Raw genomic sequence first — 17,592 nt, 5'->3', positions numbered from 1 at the left:
AAGCGCCTACCACGTATCGCCGGGCCATCCGGCATGGTGATTTTCGGCGTCACGGGTGACTTGGCGCGCAAAAAGCTCCTCCCTGCCATCTACGACCTGGCCAACCGAGGGCTGCTGCCCGCCGGCTTCACGCTGGTTGGCTACGGCCGCCGCGACTGGGACAAGCAAGCCTTTTGCGACTACGTCCGCGAGGCTGCCGAAGCGGGTGCCCGAACCACCTTCAGTGAGCATGTGTGGGAGCACCTCGCCAAAGGAATCGAGTTTGTCCAAGGCAACTTCGACGACGCTGGCTTTGATAAGCTCTCCGCCCGGTTGTCTGAGCTCAACGCTTCCCGCGGCACCGGCGGAAACTGGGCCTATTATCTTTCGGTTCCGCCAGAGTTCTTCTCCGATATTTGCCACCAGCTAGAGCGCGTCGGTATGGCGGACAGCACGGAAAGCTCCTGGCGCCGCGTCATCATTGAAAAACCTTTCGGCCACGATCAGGCTTCCGCGCGCCAGCTCAATGAGATCGTCAATGCCGTCTTCCCGGAGTCTTCGGTGTTCCGCATCGATCATTACCTGGGCAAGGAAACGGTGCAAAACATCATGGCGCTGCGCTTTGCCAACCAGATCTTCGAGCCGATGTGGAACGCGCACTACATCGATCACGTGCAGATCACGATGGCCGAAGACATCGGATTGGGCGGACGTGCCGGCTATTACGACGGCATCGGCGCTGCGCGCGACGTCATCCAGAATCACCTCCTGCAGCTATTAGCCCTCGTCGCCATGGAGGAACCCTCCTCCTTCGACCCAGAGGCGCTCCAGGCGGAAAAGATCAAGGTGCTGCGCGCCACCAACGCGGTACACCCGCTCAACAAGACCACCGCCCGCGGCCAGTACTCCGCCGGCTGGCAAGGCTCAGAGTATGTCAAGGGCCTGCGGGAGGAGGAAGGATTCGATCCGGAGTCCACGACGGAGACCTATGCCGCGTGTACCCTCGAGGTCAATTCCCGTCGCTGGGCGGGCGTTCCTTTCTACCTACGTACCGGCAAGCGGCTGGGCCGCCGCGTAACCGAGATTGCACTGGTGTTTAAGACCGCCCCGCACCAGCCTTTTGATCAGGGCCAAGCCGATGCGCTGGGACAGAATGCCGTGGTGATCCGCGTCCAACCTGATGAAGGCGTCACCATGCGCTTTGGTTCCAAGGTTCCGGGCTCCACCATGGAGGTGCGTGACGTCAACATGGACTTCGCCTATGCCGAGGCCTTTACGGAAGAATCGCCGGAAGCCTATGAGCGCCTGATTCTCGACGCCCTCTTGGACGAGTCCTCCCTCTTCCCCACCAACGAGGAAGTGGAGCTGTCGTGGTCCATCCTCGACCCCATCATTGAGTACTGGTCCAGTATCGGACAGCCGGAGCAATACCGCGCTGGCACGTGGGGGCCGGAGTCCGCTAATAGAATGCTGCGCCGCCGGGGTCATTCCTGGCGCCGTCCGTAGGTCCTTAGGAGGAATGGCCTTATGATTATCCCCTTGCCCGATACGACGACGCGCAAGATCTCTAAGAAGCTTGTAGAGATGCAGGAGCACTACACGCTCACGACCGGCCGGGTCCTCACGCTCATCGTCATGACCGAAGAGGGCGATGACCTGGACAACCTACTCGCTTCGGTGCGCGATGCCTCCCACGAGCACCCTTCCCGTGTCATCGTCATCGCTACTGGAAATCTCGGCGAGGACACTCGGCTCGACGCCGAGTTGCGCGTCGGTGGCGAAGCGGGTGCCTCGGAGATCGTCGTCATGCACCTGCATGGCGCCCTCGCGGATCAGGCAGAAGCGGTGGTAACTCCCCTGCTTCTTCCAGATACGCCAATCGTGGCGTGGTGGCCTACGGCATGCCCGCCGTCCCCGTCCTCTGTTCCGATCGGTGCGCTGGCCCAGCGCCGTATTACCAACGTTGCCTTCGGCAGTGGCGTCGATCAGTATGACCTCCACGTGCTCTCCTCTGGCTATAAGCCCGGAGATTCCGACATGTCGTGGGGTGCCATCACCCTCTGGCGCGGTATCGTCGCTTCGGCCCTCGACAGGTTCCCGCACGAGCCGATCACCTCTGTGAAGATCTCCGGTGCCGAGCACCACGCCGCCGTCGACTTTGCTGCCGGCTGGCTTCTCGACGCCCTCTCCGTCCCCGTTACCCGTACCGTGTCGGACTGCGCGGAGGGTACCTTCCCGATTACCTCGGTGGTTTTCCAACGTCCCACTGCCGATGTTAGCGTCACTGTCGTTGACCCTGCGACAGTGGAGGTCAGTGTTCCGGGCTCCCCGGAATCACTCGTTAGCCTCGCGGTGCGTTCCGAAGCAGAAGTGCTCTCGGAAGAACTCCGCCATCTCGATGCGGATAAGACATACGCTCACGCTCTCCGCGCCTTAGCCCGCGTGGACTACAGTGTGTAGGCATAATCATTTCATCGTTTCCTAGTCTCATCATTCAGAAGGATCTTTCTGCACCATGGTCACGCTTCGCCGCGTTAGCGACATCGACGAGCTCATATCCTCCGCCGCACTCGCCTTTATTGAGACGGTTGCGGCGATTCAAGCCCCAGGCGGCGGCCTCCACAAGGATGGTGTCGCCCGCGTCGTGCTCACCGGTGGCGGAGCAGGAATAGGTATGTTGCGCGAGCTGGCGCGGCTTCACGACGCCGCACAACAGCAAGGCAGCGACTACCCAGCATTGGCGGTGGACTGGACGCGCATCCATGTTTTCTTTGGCGATGAGCGCAACGTGCCGGTGAGCGATCCGGACTCTAACGAGGGCCAAGCCCGTGAGGCTCTCTTGGCACACGTGGATATCCCGGAGCGCCACATTCACGGCTATGACCTGGGAGCCGTATCCATGGAGCACGCAGCACAAGCCTATGAGGGCGAGATCCGTGACTTTGCGCCGGAAGGCTTCGATATTCACCTGCTGGGCATGGGTCACGAAGGCCACATTAACTCCCTGTTCCCGCATTCAGAAGCAGTCTATGAAGACACCGACTATGCTTTCGCGGTCCACGACTCCCCCAAGCCGCCTTCTGAGCGCGTGACGTTGACTTACCCGGCCATCAACCGCTCCCAGCGCATTTGGTTCCTGGTTTCTGGTGAGGAGAAGGCCGAGGCTGTCTGCCACCTCGTGGCTGGCGCTGCGGCTGAGGACTGGCCGGCCGCAGGTGCTCAGGGCACTGAGGAAACGCTGCTGTTCTTAAGCGAGGATGCCGCGCAGCGTCTCTAACAACAACTCCCCGGCGGCTTCTCTAGGGCTCCGACGAAAACTACAACGCCGCGTCCTTCACCTTTGTTGGAGAAGGGACGCGGCGTTTGGCGTATGTGTGCGGCGGGACCTTTTAGCTATAAGCCTGCAGCAGGTTCAGAGCCACGATGCAGGCAAGCCAGATAACCACCATGACCACGGTGTAGCGGTCAAGGTTCTTCTCTACCACGGTGGAACCAGAGAGGTTGGACTGTACGCCGCCGCCGAAAAGGCTCGACAGGCCACCACCTTTACCTTTGTGCAGCAGCACGAAGATAGTCATCAAGATTGCGGCAATCACGAGGAGGATTTCCAGTGCCAAGATCATGAAGTAGTTCCTTGTTTACGCGTATGTACAGTGAGTATGACGCGCGTTAGTGAATCACCGTGGTGAGCCACCGTCACGCGTGGGAAAAGGGCGCGAAGTCAGCGCGCGCAATAATCCTCGATGATACACCACGTGGCGGGCCAGAAACTATTCCGACCCGCCACGGCAGGATGCGGGGAGATTAGGCGCCCTGGGCGGCGTTAGCCGCCAGCTTTGCGAACTCTTCGCCCTTGAGGGAGGCGCCGCCGACGAGACCACCGTCAACGTCGGGCTTGCCCACGATCTCCGCGATAGAGTCCACCTTGACGGAGCCGCCGTAGAGGATGCGGATGCCTTCGGCAACCTCGTCGCCGCCGAGCTCGCGGACGAGCTGACGAATAGCTGCGCACACTTCCTGCGCATCCTCGGCAGAAGCAACCTTGCCGGTGCCGATAGCCCAGACAGGTTCATAAGCGATGACGGTCTTTGCCAGATCCTCAGCGGACAGGCCCTCCAGGGAGTTGCGGGTCTGGGTCACCACGGAATCGATGTGAGTGCCCTTCTCGCGGACATCCAGGGGCTCGCCGACGCACACGATGGGGCTGATGCCGTTGGCCAACGCTGCGGCAGCCTTTTCTGCGACGAGCTTATCGGTTTCGCCGTGGTACTCGCGGCGCTCGGAGTGGCCCACTACTGCCCAGGAGCAGCCCAGGGCGGAGAGCATCTTGCCGGATACCTCACCGGTGTAGGCGCCGGACTCGTGCTTGGAGATGTCCTGCGCGCCGTAGGTGAACTGCAGGTCGTCGCCGTCGACAAGCGTCTGGACCGTGCGGATGTCGGTGAACGGGACCATGAAAGCCACGTCGACCTTTTCGTAGTATTCCTTCGGCAAGGAGAAAGCGAACTTCTGGAGGGAGCCGATAGCTTCCTTGTGGTCGAGGTTCATCTTCCAGTTACCAGCGATAAGCGGGGTACGTGCCATGATTACCTTTCTCGAAGTCAGACTGTGTTGGGAGGATGGTTGATTAGGATTCCAGGACCTTGACGCCCGGCAGCTCCTTGCCTTCCAGGAACTCCAGGGAAGCGCCACCACCGGTGGAGATGTGGGAGAAGCCGTCCTCGTCGAGACCGAGCAGTCGGACGGAAGCTGCGGAGTCACCGCCGCCCACGACGGTGAAGGAACCATTCTTGGCCGTGGCATCGATGATGGACTGCGCCACACCTGCGGTGCCCTTGGAGAAGGCTTCCATCTCGAAGACACCCATCGGGCCGTTCCAGAAGACGGTCTTGGAGGAAGCGATGACCTCATCGAACTTCTTCACCGATTCCGGTCCGATATCGAGGGACATCCATCCCTCCGGGATACCGTCGAGGCCCACAACCTTATTTTCTGCATCGGCATTGAACTCGGTGGCAGCGACGAGGTCGACCGGCAGGACGATCTTGTCGCCGAAGCGCTCCAGCAGCTCCTTGCAGTTGTCGATCTGGTCTTCCTGCAGCAGGGAGTTCTGGACGTTGTAGCCCTGTGCTGCCAGGAGGGTGTAGCACATTCCGCCGCCGATGATGACGTTGTCGGCCTTACCGGCAAGCGCCTCAATCACACCAAGCTTGTCGGATACCTTGGCGCCGCCAAGAACGACAACGTACGGGTGCTCTGGCTTCTCTGCTACCGCCGCCAGGGTTTCCACTTCCTTCTGCACGAGCTTGCCGGCGTAAGCAGGCAGGCGCTTAGCCACGTCGTACACGGACGCCTGTGCGCGGTGAACGACACCGAAACCATCGGAGACGAAAGCACCGTTGTCTGCAGCCAGAGCGACGAGTTCGTCAGCGAAGGCGCCGCGCTCTGCCTCGTCCTTCGAGGTCTCGCGTGGATCGAAGCGGACATTCTCCAGCAACAGGACATCGCCCTCGTTGAGACCGTTAGCGCGCTCGTGGGCGTCCTCGCCGCTGACATCCCCGGCGAGGGCGACATACTGATCCAGTGCCTCAGACAGAGCTTCTGCTACTGGGGCCAGCGAGTACTTCGGGTTGATCTCGCCCTTCGGGCGGCCCAAGTGCGCCGACAGGATGACCTTCGCACCGCCTTCAATCAAGGCCTTGATTGTCGGCAAGGAAGCGGTGATGCGGCCGGAGTCGGTGATGTTTCCTTCATCATCAAGTGGGACGTTGAAGTCAGAACGGACGAGGACGTGGCGGCCGGAGACGCCTTCTGCGAGCAGGTCGTCCAGAGTCTTGAAAGCCATGATGTTCTCCTTAAAAGTAGGTACTCAAGCTAAAGGTTAATGCTATTCAATGGGAAAGTGTGCTGGTTCCTTATAAACGACTATCGGCCCAGCGCACGCCACGAAATTATGGAGGGTGAGGCGTGGCGCATGGGCCGGTGTCTAGCCTGTGGAGCTGTCACAGGCGATCACAGCTTGGTTCACTGTGGTCATTCTAAAGAGTCAGCTTTAGAGCTTGGAGGCAACCAGGGAGGTGGTGCGCACGAGCTGGCTGGTGTAACCCCACTCGTTGTCGTACCAGCCAAGGACCTTGACGAAGTTGCCGTTGGAAACCTTGGTCATGCCCGCATCGAAGATGCAGCCGTGGGAGTCGGTGATGATGTCGGTGGAGACAATCGGATCCTCGGTGTAGCCCAGGGTCTCGCCGAACTCGCCGGTGGCGGCTTCCTTGATAGCAGCGTTGATTTCCTCAGCGGTGACGTCGCGGGATGCCTGGAAGGTCAGGTCCGTGGCGGAACCGGTGATGGTCGGAACGCGCATTGCGTAGCCGTCGAGCTTGCCCTCCAGCTCCGGGAGAACCAGGGAGACGGCCTTTGCTGCACCAGTGGAGGTCGGAACCATGTTGACGGCTGCGGCGCGGGCGCGGCGCAGGTCGCGGTGCGGAGCATCCTGGATGCGCTGGTCACCGGTGTAGGCGTGGATGGTGGTCATCAGTCCCTTCTCGATACCGAACTTCTCGTGCAGGACCTTGGCCATCGGGGCCAGGCAGTTGGTGGTGCAGGATGCGGCGGAGATGACGTTGTGCTTCTCAGCGTCGTACTCATCGGAGTTAACGCCGTAGACGAAGGTTGCGTCGACGTTCTTACCAGGAGCAGAGATGATGACCTTCTTGGCGCCGGCCTCGATGTGAGCCTTGGCGGCCTCACCATCGGTGAAGAAACCGGTGGATTCGATGACGATGTCGACGTTGTGCTCGCCCCAGTTCAGGTTCTTCGGATCGCGCTCTGCGGAGACTGCAATCTTGTGACCGTTGACGGTGATGGACTCGTCGTCGTGCTCGATCTCACCGTCGAAGCGGCCCAGCACCGAGTCGTACTTGAGCAGGTTGGCCAGGGTTGCGTTGTCGGTCAGGTCGTTGACTGCGACGACCTCGAGGTCATTGTTGCCCTGTGCGACTGCACGGAAGAAGTTGCGGCCGATGCGGCCAAATCCGTTGATACCTACGCGAATGGTCACTGTAATGTCTCCTCAAATAATCGAGTGAAGTTCTATCGTGGGGGCTTCCGAGACTTTGTCTTTATAGGCAGTGCGGTGGACCGTTCTTGCGGCACCGTTGCCCTGCCACTTCCGTGACGTGCTCGGTGGTTTTCCCAACACGGCCGATAGTACCCACGGTTTGTGCATCCCGCAGTGCTCCTGCCCGTCCCCAACGCGAGTGGTCGCACGAGGCCAAAAAGAGGCGTATAGTGGTTGGGCCGTCGCAGAGAATTTGAGACAACCCTCGAGCTATACACCTGCAGATATGCCCGTTTGTGTGGGATTATGTTGGGGACTTTCACTGCGGGGTGGGATATCTCACTAAAGCAAAAAAGAGCGGATTAATCCAAAAAGAAATGCGGCAACAGCCGCACGGAAATCGGGCGTGATACCCGGTCTAATGCCCGAACGGGCACGAGTAACTAGGACTCTTCGAAAAGATCCTCAGTGACGGCCTTCGTCGTATCTGGGACCCCAAGCTCCTTGGCACGCTTGTCCGCCATAGACAAAAGGCGCCGAATACGCCCGGCCACCGCATCCTTAGTCATTGGCGGATCAGCCAGGCGGCCGAGCTCTTCCAAAGAGGCCTCACGATGCTGCACGCGCAAGCGGCCGGCATCCGCGAGATGCTCCGGAACGTCATCGCCCAAGATGACCATCGCGCGTTCGACGCGTGCTGCAGCCGTCACGGCCGCGCGGGCAGAGCGGCGCAAGTTGGCATCATCGAAATTATCGAGACGGCGAGACGTATCGTGGGCTTCTCTCTGGATCCGCTTCTTTTCCCATGTCAGGCGCGTCTCTTGGGCGCCCATACGGGTCAGCAGCGCGCCAATGGCGTCGCCGTCGCGCACGACGACGCGGTCCGCGCCGCGCGTTTCCTTTGTCTTCGCCGCCACGCCCAAACGGCGCGCGCAGCCGACAAGAGCGAGTGCAGCCTCCTGGCATGGGCAGGTCACCTCAAGCGCTGAGGAGCGGCCCGGTTCGGTCAAGGAACCTTGCGCCAAGAAGGCGCCGCGCCAGGCTGCTTCATTATCGGCTACAGAACCGGAGATGACTTGTGGGGGCAAACCCACCACGGGGTGGCCGGAGCGGGTTACCAAACCAAGGCGTCTGGTCAGTTCCTTGGCACCGGTGGTGATGCGCACTTGCACGCGACTCTTCTTGGACGAAGCCGCAGGCCCAGCGACGTGGGTGCTGGCGGAAATCGAATAGAGCTCATCGAGTGCGGTGACGAGGCGGTTCGCTACGCTCTGCGACTCCAGTTCCACCTCGTACATCACGCGGTCCCCGGTGATGTGGAGTTCGCCAGCGAACCTGAGGATCGCGGCAACCTCCGCCGCGCGGGCGGACTGGCGCGGCACGGACACCGCCGTAAGTTCCTCCTTGACCTGATCGGTCAATGACGCAGACACCTCGTGCCTCCCCTTTCAACTCGTGGACGTAGCGCACCGCGCAGATTGGCGTGGGCGAGACGCGGCGGTGAACGATGAATGCCCCATAGTCTATCGCGCGCTTAACCGCGATGAGCGTCTGGGGCTCCCGCTGTGCCATCGCGATCGGCGGCATACTCGGCGTAAAGCTCGGTGAGCACCTGCGCCAGCTTGTCTGGGCAGTGCTTATTAATCGACCTTCCGTCCTCGTCGTATTGGCACACGTCTCGGAAGACTGCCGTAGCGCCCAGAACACTGGCGGCGCGCTGGACAAAGACTCGCTCCGACTCGTTCGGAAGCCCGGATGCGTCGACGATAACGCGGTCTACCCGCAGGCTCGGGGCGTGCTGCGCTAGGACATGCAGGTGGCGCTCGGCAGAAAAACCTTGGGTCTCACCCGGCTCAGCAGAAAGATTGAGCACCACCACGCGGAGAGCATCCGACGAGGTAATCGCGTCGACGATATCCGGCACCAGGACGTGTGGGAGAACGGAACTAAACCAGGAACCAGGACCTAGGGTGATCAGGTCCGCGTCGTGCAGCGCGCTAATGGTTTCCGGGTTGGCCCGAGGCTTCTCCGGAATGATGCGCACCCGGCGCACCTGCCCCACGGTCGATGCAACAGCCACCTGGCCGCGGACCGAGCGAATGATACGGGGGTCGTCGTCAAGCCCAGAAACATCCGCCTCAATCTCCAGAGGTAAGTTCACGGCTGGCAGTACCCGGCCGGCCGACTCCGTTAAGCGGGCAACGGCATCGAGAGCCGCCTGGAAATCCCCCAACACCTCAGTGAGTCCAGCGATGAGGAGGTTGCCCACGGCGTGGCCGGCCATCGCTCCGGTGCTCTGGAAGCGATGCTGAAGCGTCTCAGCCCACAGCTGGCCATCCTCCGTATCACTGGATAAAGCGGCGAGCGCCATGCGCAAATCACCCGGCGGAATAATGTCCATCTCGCGGCGCAACCGGCCGGATGAACCGCCGTCATCGGCCACGGTGACGATGGCGGAGATTGCCTCCGCGCCCGTGCGGCGAGCAGCGAGCAAGGTTTGATAAAGACCATGGCCGCCGCCCAGGCTAGCCATGTGGAGTGGGAGAGTCGTCACGTAAGTACTAGCTTTCAGTCATGTAATAAAAGGAATGAATACGAATCTTCTCGATACGTATCGCGCCTAGTCGCGGGCGATGTCTCGGTGCAGGGTGCTCACATCCAAGTCTCCGCGCTCGCTAAGGCGGCGGGCAATCTCTTCCGTGACGGCCACGGAACGGTGGTGCCCACCCGTGCAACCAATGCCTACGGTGATGAAATTCTTCCCCTCGTGGCGATACCCCGTGAGCATCGAGTCCAACATCTCGATGAAGCGCTCGATAAAAGGCTCAGCGGCGTCCTGAGACAGAACATAATCCGACACCGGCTCATCGGTGCCCCGGTAGCCCCGCAGTTCCGGTACCCAATAAGGATTGGGAAGAAAACGGACGTCGACGACAAGGTCAGCGTCCCGCGGAGAACCATGCTTGAAGCCAAAGGACTGGAGCGTGACGTGCTGGCGCTCCCCACGCATGTCACCGAAGGCAGCCTCGATGGCACGGCGTAGGTCATGAACGGACAGGTTCGTCGTGTCGATGATAATGTCCGCACGCTCACGAATGGATTGCACGGCGGCGCGCTCGCGTTGGATGCCGGCCTTCAGTGTTTCACCGTCCTGCAGCGGGTGCGTGCGACGCACCGAATCGAAGCGGCGAATCAGCACGTCATCGCGCGCATCGAGGAAAAGCAGGGTCGGCTTCATATCCAGCTGCTCTAGTTCGTCCAAGGTTTCTGCCAAAGAACCAGGGAACATGCGGGAGCGTACGTCGGTGACCGCGGCGATCTTCGTAACTGGAGAATCCGGACGCGCACACAGCTTCAAGAGGTCAACGATGGCCTTCGGCGGGATGTTGTGGGCGACGTAGTAGCCCTTATCCTCCAACACTTTTGCCGCCGACGTCAGGCCGCCGCCCGACATGCCGGTAATCAAAATGGGCGGAGAATCAAACAACGTCATGGCCTCCATTCTTACCACTTAAGTGGTTGCCACGGTAGGAATCCTGTCTAGGAATACGGTGGGAATCCCTCCTAAGAGTCGTGAAGGTGATCAAAGACGGTCTGAGCTAGTTTGGGGCCGAATCCCTTCACCTCAGCAATGTCCTCCACGCTTGCTTCCTTGAGCTTCTTTACCGAGCCGAAGTGCTTCACTAGGTCCGTGCGACGCTGCGGCCCCAAGCCCGGGACCGCGTCGAGGACGGAGGAGCGCATCCGCTTTGAACGCTGCTGGCGGTGATAAGAGATAGCTACGCGATGGGCCTCGTCGCGCAGGTGCTGCAGTAGAAACAGCGCCTGCGAATTGCGCGGTAGAATCACCGGTTCGTCATCACCAGGCACCCACACCTCCTCTAGGCGCTTGGCCAGACCGATGAGTGTCACATCGACGATGCCGAGCTCATCAAACACAGCTTGCGCGGCTGCCACCTGCGGCGCGCCGCCATCAACGATGAAGAGCTGAGGCGGATAAGAGCTGCGTTTGGTCTGGCTCGCCGCCTCTTCGCGCACCAACTCCTCAGCGAAGGTGGTGTTCTCTAGCTCTTCGTCAGGCACCGCCCGCTTATCGTCATGGTGATGCTTAAACCGGCGGCGGGTGACTTCGGCGATGGAACCGACATCGTCCGAGCGGCCATCGCCCGCCGCTTCCTTGATGCGATAACGCCGGTAGTCGGACTTACGGGGCAGCCCATCCTCGAAAACCACCAGGGAGGCCACAACATCGGTGCCCTGAATGTGGGAGATATCCGTGCACTCGATGCGCAACGGCGCGGAATCCATGCCCAGTGCTTCCTGCAGCTCCTGGAGTGCGGCGGAGCGCGCAGTGAGGTCGCCAACGCGCTTGAGTTTGTGCTGTTTCAGTTGCTCTTTGGCATTGCGCTCGACGGTCTCCATCAACGCGCGCTTATCCCCTCGCTGCGGAACGCGCAGATCGATCTGGGCGCCACGCAGCTCCTCCAAAACGATCTTGACCTCATCGGCGTCGTCGGGCAGTTCCTGGACCAAAATCTCCCGCGGAATAGCGTTTCCACGATGCTCCTCGGCATGGGATTCCTGGTCCACTCCCCTACGCTCCAACTTCGCGTCTTCTTCAGCCTCTAGGCGCTGGCGTTCTGCCGCGTCAGAATAGAACTGAATGAGGAAGTTTTGGATCAAAGCCGGCAGACCAGGATCTGGCTCGCCTTCGCGCACCGCGTCAGTCGTTGCCTGATCTCCGGAACGCTCCACAACCCAGCCGCGCTGCCCGCGGATGCGTCCCGAACGCACATGGAAGATCTGAACTGCAGCTTCCAATTCATCCGAGCTAAACGCAATGAGGTCCGCATCCGTGCCATCAGGCAACACCACTGCCTGCTGCTCCATCAACTTGTCGATGGCACCCAAGTCATCGCGCAGGCGGGCCGCCAACTCAAACTCCAGGTTCTCCGCGGCCTCCTCCATGCGCTGCGTGACCCGCTTGCGAACGGGTGCGGTGTTACCGTTCATGAAGCTGATGAGTTGGTTAACCGTATCGCGATGTTCTTCCGGGCTAACGCGGCCGATGCAGGGGGCATCGCACTTGCCGATATACCCCAGCAAACAGGGCCGCCCCAAGCGCTCGTGGCGGTTGAACACACCCTTGGCGCAGGTACGCATGGGAAAGATGCGAGTGAGAAGATCCAGGGATTCACGCACCGCCCAGGCATGGGAATAGGGACCGAAATAGCGCACGCCTTTGCGGCGTGGGCCCCGGTAGAAAAACGCACGCGGAATGGTCTCCCCAACGGATACCGCGAGCATGGGATAAGTCTTATCATCGCGGTACATCACGTTAAAGCGCGGATCGAAGCGCTTAATCCACGTGTACTCCAGCTGCAGCGCTTCCACCTCGCTGGCCACCACGGTCCATTCCACCGAGGCCGCCGTCAGCACCATCTGGCGAGTGCGCGGGTGTAGTTGAGTGATGTCCTGGAAGTAATTGGATAACCGCGCCCGCAGGTTCTTTGCCTTGCCCACATAGACGACCCGGCGGTTCTCATCACGGAACTTATAAACGCCCGGATCTGTAGGGATGCTTCCGGGCGCGGGACGGTACTGAGAGGGATCAGCCACTAGTCATCCTGCGGCATGTAACGGGCTTCTAGGTCGCGGAAAGAGCGGACATTGGTGATCACGTCGTCCTTATCGCCCGACTGCAGGGCCCAGACCGGCACGTATTCAAAGTCCGGAAGCTCGATGCGCGCCATGCGGGAGCCTTCGGGGAAGGACAAGCCGTAGATGACCTGCCACGGGTAGAAACGGGTTCCCACGATATTGCGGACCTCCACCCCGTCGGAGTTCGCGCGCAGCCGCGGGCGAGTCAGCGCCAGCCAAGACAAAATGGAAATTACCACGCCGACGCCGGGAAAAGCGAACTTATCAATCGTCGTCACCGTCGCGCCGGTAAAGGACAGACCCACCGTAAAGCCCATGAAAAGGTGCGCGGCCATAACGAGAATGATCCAGATGATGGCCACCTTGCGCAGGTAGGGAGAGGTAACTTCATACTCCCAGGGCTTGGACGACGTCTGGGCGAAAGGATCCGCGCTGGTATAGGCCAGCATTTGCTCATCGCTCATGCCGCGTCCTGGTCCCCCGGCCGCCATCGACGCAGCCGGCTGCGAAGAGGCGGAGGACTGGTTGGCATGGGCCGACTGTGCCCGCTCTTCGTGCCCGGAAGGCACCTGTGAGTCCGTCATCGAGTTTTCCATCTCCTCATCACTCCGCTGAGGCAGGCCACTCCCCCTGCCGGATACGCCAGGCGGCGTGGTTGCACTTGGCAGCCTACTTTTGGTTTGACTCGTTCAGTGTACGCAACGTGTGCACGGTTTCTAAAGCTGCGTGCATGGCCTCGGCACCTTTATCCTCTTCAGAGTCCGCAAAGCCGGCGCGATCGACGGCTTGCTCGTAGTCGTTGACCGTCAGCACTCCATTGGCCACCGGGGTCGACTCATCGAGCGCGATGCGCGTCAGGCCCTGCGTCACGGAATCGCAGACGTAATCAAAGTGCGGGGTGCCACCACGAACAACGCAGCCCAACGCAACCACGGCATCATGGGTGCGCGCGGCGGCTTGGGCCACGACGGGCAGTTCGAGGGCCCCGACCACGCGCAGGGGCGTGACCGCGGCGCCGGCGGCTTCGGCAGTCTCGAGCGCTCGACGATGCAGCTGATCACAGATCTCTGCGTTCCACGTTGCGGTAACGACGGCGACGCGGATACCTTCCCCGGAGACATTGTTCGGGGTGGGCAGGCCTTCCTTGCTCATAGTGTGCTCCTTGTGCTCAAAGCTTGATACTCAATGCGTGATGGTTAGGGGCGCTGAAGCGCTTCATCCCAACTCTAGGAGTGTTTCTGATCCCATTCGGCTACCTGGGGCAGATCATGCCCCATTCGGTCACGCTTGGTGCGCAGATAGCTGATGTTCTCCGCTGTGGCGGGGGTAGCCAGCGCTGTGCGCGCGGTGGCATCAATGCCGAAGCCTTGCAGCCCCTCGCCCTTGTGCGGGTTATTGGTCAAGAGGTTCACGGACTTCACGCCGACGTCGCGCAGGATTTGTCCGGCCACGGAGTATTCGCGTGCATCCTCCGGCAGGCCCTGCTCCACGTTGGCATCAACGGTATCGAGGCCTTCGTCCTGCAGACGGTAAGCCTTGAGCTTGTTGACCAGGCCAATTCCGCGCCCTTCCTGTCCACGCAGGTAGATGACGATGCCGCGTCCCGCTTCTTGCACCGCACGGAGGGATTCCTGCAGCTGCGGACCGCAATCACAGCGCTGGGAGGAAAAGACGTCACCTGTAAGGCACTCAGAGTGTACGCGAACGGGTACATCCTCGGCACCGGAATAGCTTTCCACGTCACCAACGAAAAGGGCGATGTGCTCGCGCTTGTCGACGTCATTCGAATAACCTACCGCGCGAAACTCGCCGTACTCGGTGGGCAGGCGAGTTTCTACTTGGCGGTGAACCTGCTGTTCGTTGTGGCGACGCCACTCGATGAGCTGCTCGATGGAGATCATCGTCAGCCCGTGGGCGTCGGCAAAGCGGCGCAGCTCCGGCGAACGCGCCATGTCCGTGGGATCCTCTTCAGAGACGATCTCACAGAGCACGCCAGCTGGGCGAAGGCCTGCCAAGCGAGCCAGATCGATGGCGGCTTCCGTGTGCCCGTCACGTTCGAGCACGCCATTCGGGCGCGCGGCGAGCGGGACCACGTGTCCGGGGCGGGTAAATTCCGAGGGCTTAGAGGAGGGATCGGCCAACCTGCGGATAGTTTCGCAACGTGAGGTGGCAGAGATACCAGTGGAACCATTAGCCAGGTCCACCGTGACGGTGTAGGCGGTCTGCCGTACGTCCTGGTTCACCGCGAACATCGGGGGTAAGTTCAAACGCTCGCAGTCTTCTGGGGGCAGGGGTGCGCAAATGTAGCCGGAGCTATAGCGCACCATAAAGGCCACGAGCTCCGGGGTGGCGAGCTCAGCGGCAAAAATGAGGTCACCTTCGTTCTCGCGGTCCTCATTGTCCACGACGACGACCGCCTTGCCGGCCGCGATGTCCGCGATGGCTTGGTCGACGCTATCTAAACTAAAAGCTGAATCTGCAGCGCTCATAAGGACTTACTCTATCCCTCCGTGCCACTGGCGGAGGCGTTGGGGTGAACCATTTTCTCCACATACTTTGCAACCACGTCTACCTCGAGGTTGACGCGAGCGCCTGGCGCCATCAAACCAAACACGGTATCGCGCAGCGTGGTGGGAATGAGAGAGACTTCGAAATAGCTCTCCGCGTCGGGCTCTCCCTGCCCGTCTGACAAGGCCGATACCGTCAGGGAGGTTCCCTGCACCGCGATGGAACCCTTCTCCACCACGTAGCGCTCCAGCTCGGCCGGCAGGCTAAAGCGCAGCACCTCCCAGTGCTCCGACGGCGTGCGGCTCAGCAAGGTCCCGGTGCCATCGACGTGCCCTTGCACAATGTGGCCACCCAAGCGCGTCGTCGGGAGCACCGCACGCTCGAGGTTGACCGGCGCGCCCACTTCGAGTTCGCCGAGGGAACTCCGGTTCAAAGACTCCTTCATGACATCTGCGGTGAAGGTTCCTTCTCCCAACTCAGCAACGGTCAGGCACACGCCGTTGACCGCGATGGAATCTCCCAGTTGGGCGTCCCCCAGCACGATGGTTGCGGCGATGCCGAGGCGCACGGCATCACCCTGCGGCTCCACGCTATCGACGTGGCCAATTTCTTCAACGAGTCCAGTAAACATAGCCAGCACTCCCCTTCCCTATCTTTTAACCTTTGAGCTTTCTATATTCCACGAGCAGGTCCTCGCCTAGCTCGGTAACCGCCACGCGCTGCCACCTCTCAGCCTGGGCCAGATTCTGGGACAGTGCACGGGTGAGAACTCCTCTGCCCTCGCCGAGAATGACGTTGCCCAGGTAGGCCTGAATACGCTCGATGTAGCCCAACTCCATGAAGCTGGTGGCTAGCCCTGCGCCGCCTTCGACAAGGATGTCTCGCGCGCCGCTGGCGTACAGCTGATCTAGTGCCTCCTGCGGCGTGGAATAGTGCTCGAAGCCTAGCTCGACCAGGTTACTAGCCCCGCCCCGGCTAACATCGCGGGAACCGATGACAACGCGCCGCGGTTGCCGCTCACGCAATGAACCATCGGGGTAGCGCGCGGTCAGCGATGGATTATCCGCTAACGCCGTGGCCGTTCCGATAAGGATGGCATCGCGCTGAGCTCTATCACGATGCACGTGCTCGCGGGCCCGCTCTCCGGTAATCCACTGGCTACTGCCATCCGCGGCAGCGGTGAAACCATCCAGGCTCTGTGCAAATTTGAGCGTGACGTGCGGGCGGCCGAGACTCACCGCGCTCAACCACGGTTCGAGCGCATCGTCCACGCCCTCCGCCGGCGCGAGCTGTCCCACCGTGACTCCGGCGCGGCGCAGTGTTGCTGATCCGCCCCCGGCTTGTGGGGTGGGGTCCGGGTGGAGGTAGTACACGGCGGCCACGGAGGCATCGATAAGCGCCTGCGCGCACGGGCCCGTACGACCCGTGTGATTGCAGGGCTCCAAGGTCACCACGGCGGTTCCACCGCGGGCCTTGTCCCCTGCATCGCGCAGCGCCATGACTTCAGCATGCGGCCCGCCCGGGGGCTGGGTGGCGCCGACGCCGGCGACCTGGCCGGCAGCATCGAGAATCACCGCGCCGACCGGCGGGTTCGGACTCGTCGTACCGCGAACCCGCTCGCCGGCCTCCATGGCTACGCGCAATGCTTGCGATAGGACAGCAGAATCGTGGCGTGGGATCACAGCGTGGCCAGTCGGCGTAGCTCCTCGACGGCGGCCGCCTTATCTGCTTGCTTGTAAATGGCCGAACCCGCGACAAAGGCATCACAGCCCGCCTCGGCGGCGGAGCGGATCGTCTCGGCAGAGATACCGCCATCGATTTCGATGAGCACATCGAGGCCGCGCTCATCGATGGCTGCGCGCAAGGTGCGCACCTTATCCAGCTGATCCGGCATGAAGCTCTGACCACCAAAGCCGGGTTCGACAGACATGACGAGGACTTCGTCGAAGTGCTCCAGGGCATCCAGCCAGGGCTCAATCGGGGTGCCCGGCTTGATCGAGAAGCCCGCGCGCAGCCCTAGGTCCCGAATCCTGCGGGCCAAGGCGATGGCCGCGTCCTTGTCGGCCACGGCCTCGACGTGGAAGATGATGCAATCAGCGCCCGCCTTGGCGTAGGTTTCCACCCATTTCTCCGGCTCCTCGATCATGAGGTGAACGTCGAGGGTCTGCGAGGTAATCCCGTCCACCGTCGCGGTAATATCCGGGCCGAAGGACAGGTTCGGCACGAAGTGACCATCCATGATGTCAACGTGGATCCAATCCGCGTTGGCCACTGCTTTGACCTCTTCGCCCAAGCGGGTGAAGTCGGCGGCCAGAATGGATGGGGAGATAATGGGACCAGACGAGTGTGCAGACATGACACTCAGCCTAGTCCTTTACGCGCCG

General features: G+C 61.2%; 17 protein-coding genes. 3 read left to right on the top strand and 14 right to left on the bottom strand.

Annotated elements, in window-relative coordinates; all coding sequences use genetic code 11:
- Window positions 1-33 precede the first annotated feature (33 nt).
- Genes zwf through pgl form a run of 3 tightly spaced genes read left to right on the top strand, consistent with a single transcriptional unit; the run spans window position 34 to window position 3,256 of the window.
- Window positions 34-1,485 (top strand): glucose-6-phosphate dehydrogenase, encoded by a 1,452-nt coding sequence (zwf, locus tag HMPREF2565_RS06820; RefSeq protein WP_369799708.1) that lies wholly within the window; start codon window positions 34-36, stop codon window positions 1,483-1,485.
- Between the two features lie 21 nt (window positions 1,486-1,506).
- Window positions 1,507-2,439 (top strand): glucose-6-phosphate dehydrogenase assembly protein OpcA, encoded by a 933-nt coding sequence (locus tag HMPREF2565_RS06815; protein WP_070681225.1) that lies wholly within the window; start codon window positions 1,507-1,509, stop codon window positions 2,437-2,439.
- A 55-nt stretch (window positions 2,440-2,494) separates the two neighbouring features.
- Window positions 2,495-3,256, top strand: a complete 762-nt coding sequence (pgl, locus tag HMPREF2565_RS06810) for a 6-phosphogluconolactonase (RefSeq protein WP_070547342.1) — start codon at window positions 2,495-2,497, stop codon at window positions 3,254-3,256.
- A gap of 112 nt (window positions 3,257-3,368) precedes the next feature.
- Here pgl and secG read toward each other — a convergent pair whose 3' ends face one another.
- The 14 genes from secG to rpe form a co-directional block, all read right to left on the bottom strand.
- Entirely contained in the window at window positions 3,369-3,602 is a 234-nt protein-coding gene (secG, locus tag HMPREF2565_RS06805) for a preprotein translocase subunit SecG (RefSeq protein ID WP_046649106.1), read from the bottom strand.
- 181 nt (window positions 3,603-3,783) lie between these two features.
- Window positions 3,784-4,563 (bottom strand): triose-phosphate isomerase, encoded by a 780-nt coding sequence (tpiA, locus tag HMPREF2565_RS06800; protein ID WP_071407058.1) that lies wholly within the window; start codon window positions 4,561-4,563, stop codon window positions 3,784-3,786.
- A gap of 43 nt (window positions 4,564-4,606) precedes the next feature.
- Window positions 4,607-5,824, bottom strand: coding sequence for a phosphoglycerate kinase (gene pgk, locus HMPREF2565_RS06795; protein WP_071407057.1), 1,218 nt, complete (start codon window positions 5,822-5,824; stop codon window positions 4,607-4,609).
- A gap of 207 nt (window positions 5,825-6,031) precedes the next feature.
- Entirely contained in the window at window positions 6,032-7,039 is a 1,008-nt protein-coding gene (gene gap, locus HMPREF2565_RS06790; protein ID WP_070511751.1) for a type I glyceraldehyde-3-phosphate dehydrogenase, read from the bottom strand.
- A 443-nt stretch (window positions 7,040-7,482) separates the two neighbouring features.
- Entirely contained in the window at window positions 7,483-8,472 is a 990-nt protein-coding gene (gene whiA / locus HMPREF2565_RS06785; RefSeq protein WP_046649102.1) for a DNA-binding protein WhiA, read from the bottom strand.
- A 101-nt stretch (window positions 8,473-8,573) separates the two neighbouring features.
- On the bottom strand, window positions 8,574-9,572 hold the full coding sequence (yvcK, locus tag HMPREF2565_RS06780) for a gluconeogenesis factor YvcK family protein (protein WP_049157461.1): 999 nt from the start codon (window positions 9,570-9,572) through the stop codon (window positions 8,574-8,576).
- Window positions 9,573-9,659: 87 nt separating this feature from the next.
- On the bottom strand, window positions 9,660-10,541 hold the full coding sequence (gene rapZ / locus HMPREF2565_RS06775; protein ID WP_046649100.1) for an RNase adapter RapZ: 882 nt from the start codon (window positions 10,539-10,541) through the stop codon (window positions 9,660-9,662).
- 62 nt (window positions 10,542-10,603) lie between these two features.
- Window positions 10,604-12,658, bottom strand: coding sequence for an excinuclease ABC subunit UvrC (uvrC, locus tag HMPREF2565_RS06770; RefSeq protein WP_071407056.1), 2,055 nt, complete (start codon window positions 12,656-12,658; stop codon window positions 10,604-10,606).
- Window positions 12,658-13,284: a PH domain-containing protein gene (locus HMPREF2565_RS06765; RefSeq protein ID WP_046649098.1), complete on the bottom strand. Its 627-nt coding sequence runs from the start codon at window positions 13,282-13,284 to the stop codon at window positions 12,658-12,660. The genes uvrC and HMPREF2565_RS06765 overlap by 1 nt, the downstream gene beginning before the upstream one ends.
- Window positions 13,285-13,369: 85 nt before the next feature.
- Window positions 13,370-13,852, bottom strand: a complete 483-nt coding sequence (gene ribH, locus HMPREF2565_RS06760; protein WP_046649097.1) for a 6,7-dimethyl-8-ribityllumazine synthase — start codon at window positions 13,850-13,852, stop codon at window positions 13,370-13,372.
- A gap of 74 nt (window positions 13,853-13,926) precedes the next feature.
- Complete coding sequence (locus HMPREF2565_RS06755) at window positions 13,927-15,189, bottom strand: bifunctional 3,4-dihydroxy-2-butanone-4-phosphate synthase/GTP cyclohydrolase II (RefSeq protein WP_071407055.1); 1,263 nt, start codon at window positions 15,187-15,189, stop codon at window positions 13,927-13,929.
- Window positions 15,190-15,200: 11 nt separating this feature from the next.
- Window positions 15,201-15,839, bottom strand: a complete 639-nt coding sequence (locus HMPREF2565_RS06750) for a riboflavin synthase (RefSeq protein ID WP_049157465.1) — start codon at window positions 15,837-15,839, stop codon at window positions 15,201-15,203.
- A 25-nt stretch (window positions 15,840-15,864) separates the two neighbouring features.
- Window positions 15,865-16,890: a bifunctional diaminohydroxyphosphoribosylaminopyrimidine deaminase/5-amino-6-(5-phosphoribosylamino)uracil reductase RibD gene (gene ribD, locus HMPREF2565_RS06745; protein ID WP_083306514.1), complete on the bottom strand. Its 1,026-nt coding sequence runs from the start codon at window positions 16,888-16,890 to the stop codon at window positions 15,865-15,867.
- Entirely contained in the window at window positions 16,887-17,564 is a 678-nt protein-coding gene (gene rpe, locus HMPREF2565_RS06740) for a ribulose-phosphate 3-epimerase (RefSeq protein ID WP_070516592.1), read from the bottom strand. The genes ribD and rpe overlap by 4 nt, the downstream gene beginning before the upstream one ends.
- Window positions 17,565-17,592 lie beyond the last annotated feature (28 nt).

The sequence above is a fragment of the Corynebacterium sp. HMSC072A04 genome (genome assembly GCF_001809235.1).
In the GTDB taxonomy this organism is placed as follows: domain Bacteria; phylum Actinomycetota; class Actinomycetes; order Mycobacteriales; family Mycobacteriaceae; genus Corynebacterium; species Corynebacterium hiratae.
Note: the sequence above shows the minus strand (reverse complement) of the source record. Positions and strands in the feature narration are given on the sequence as shown.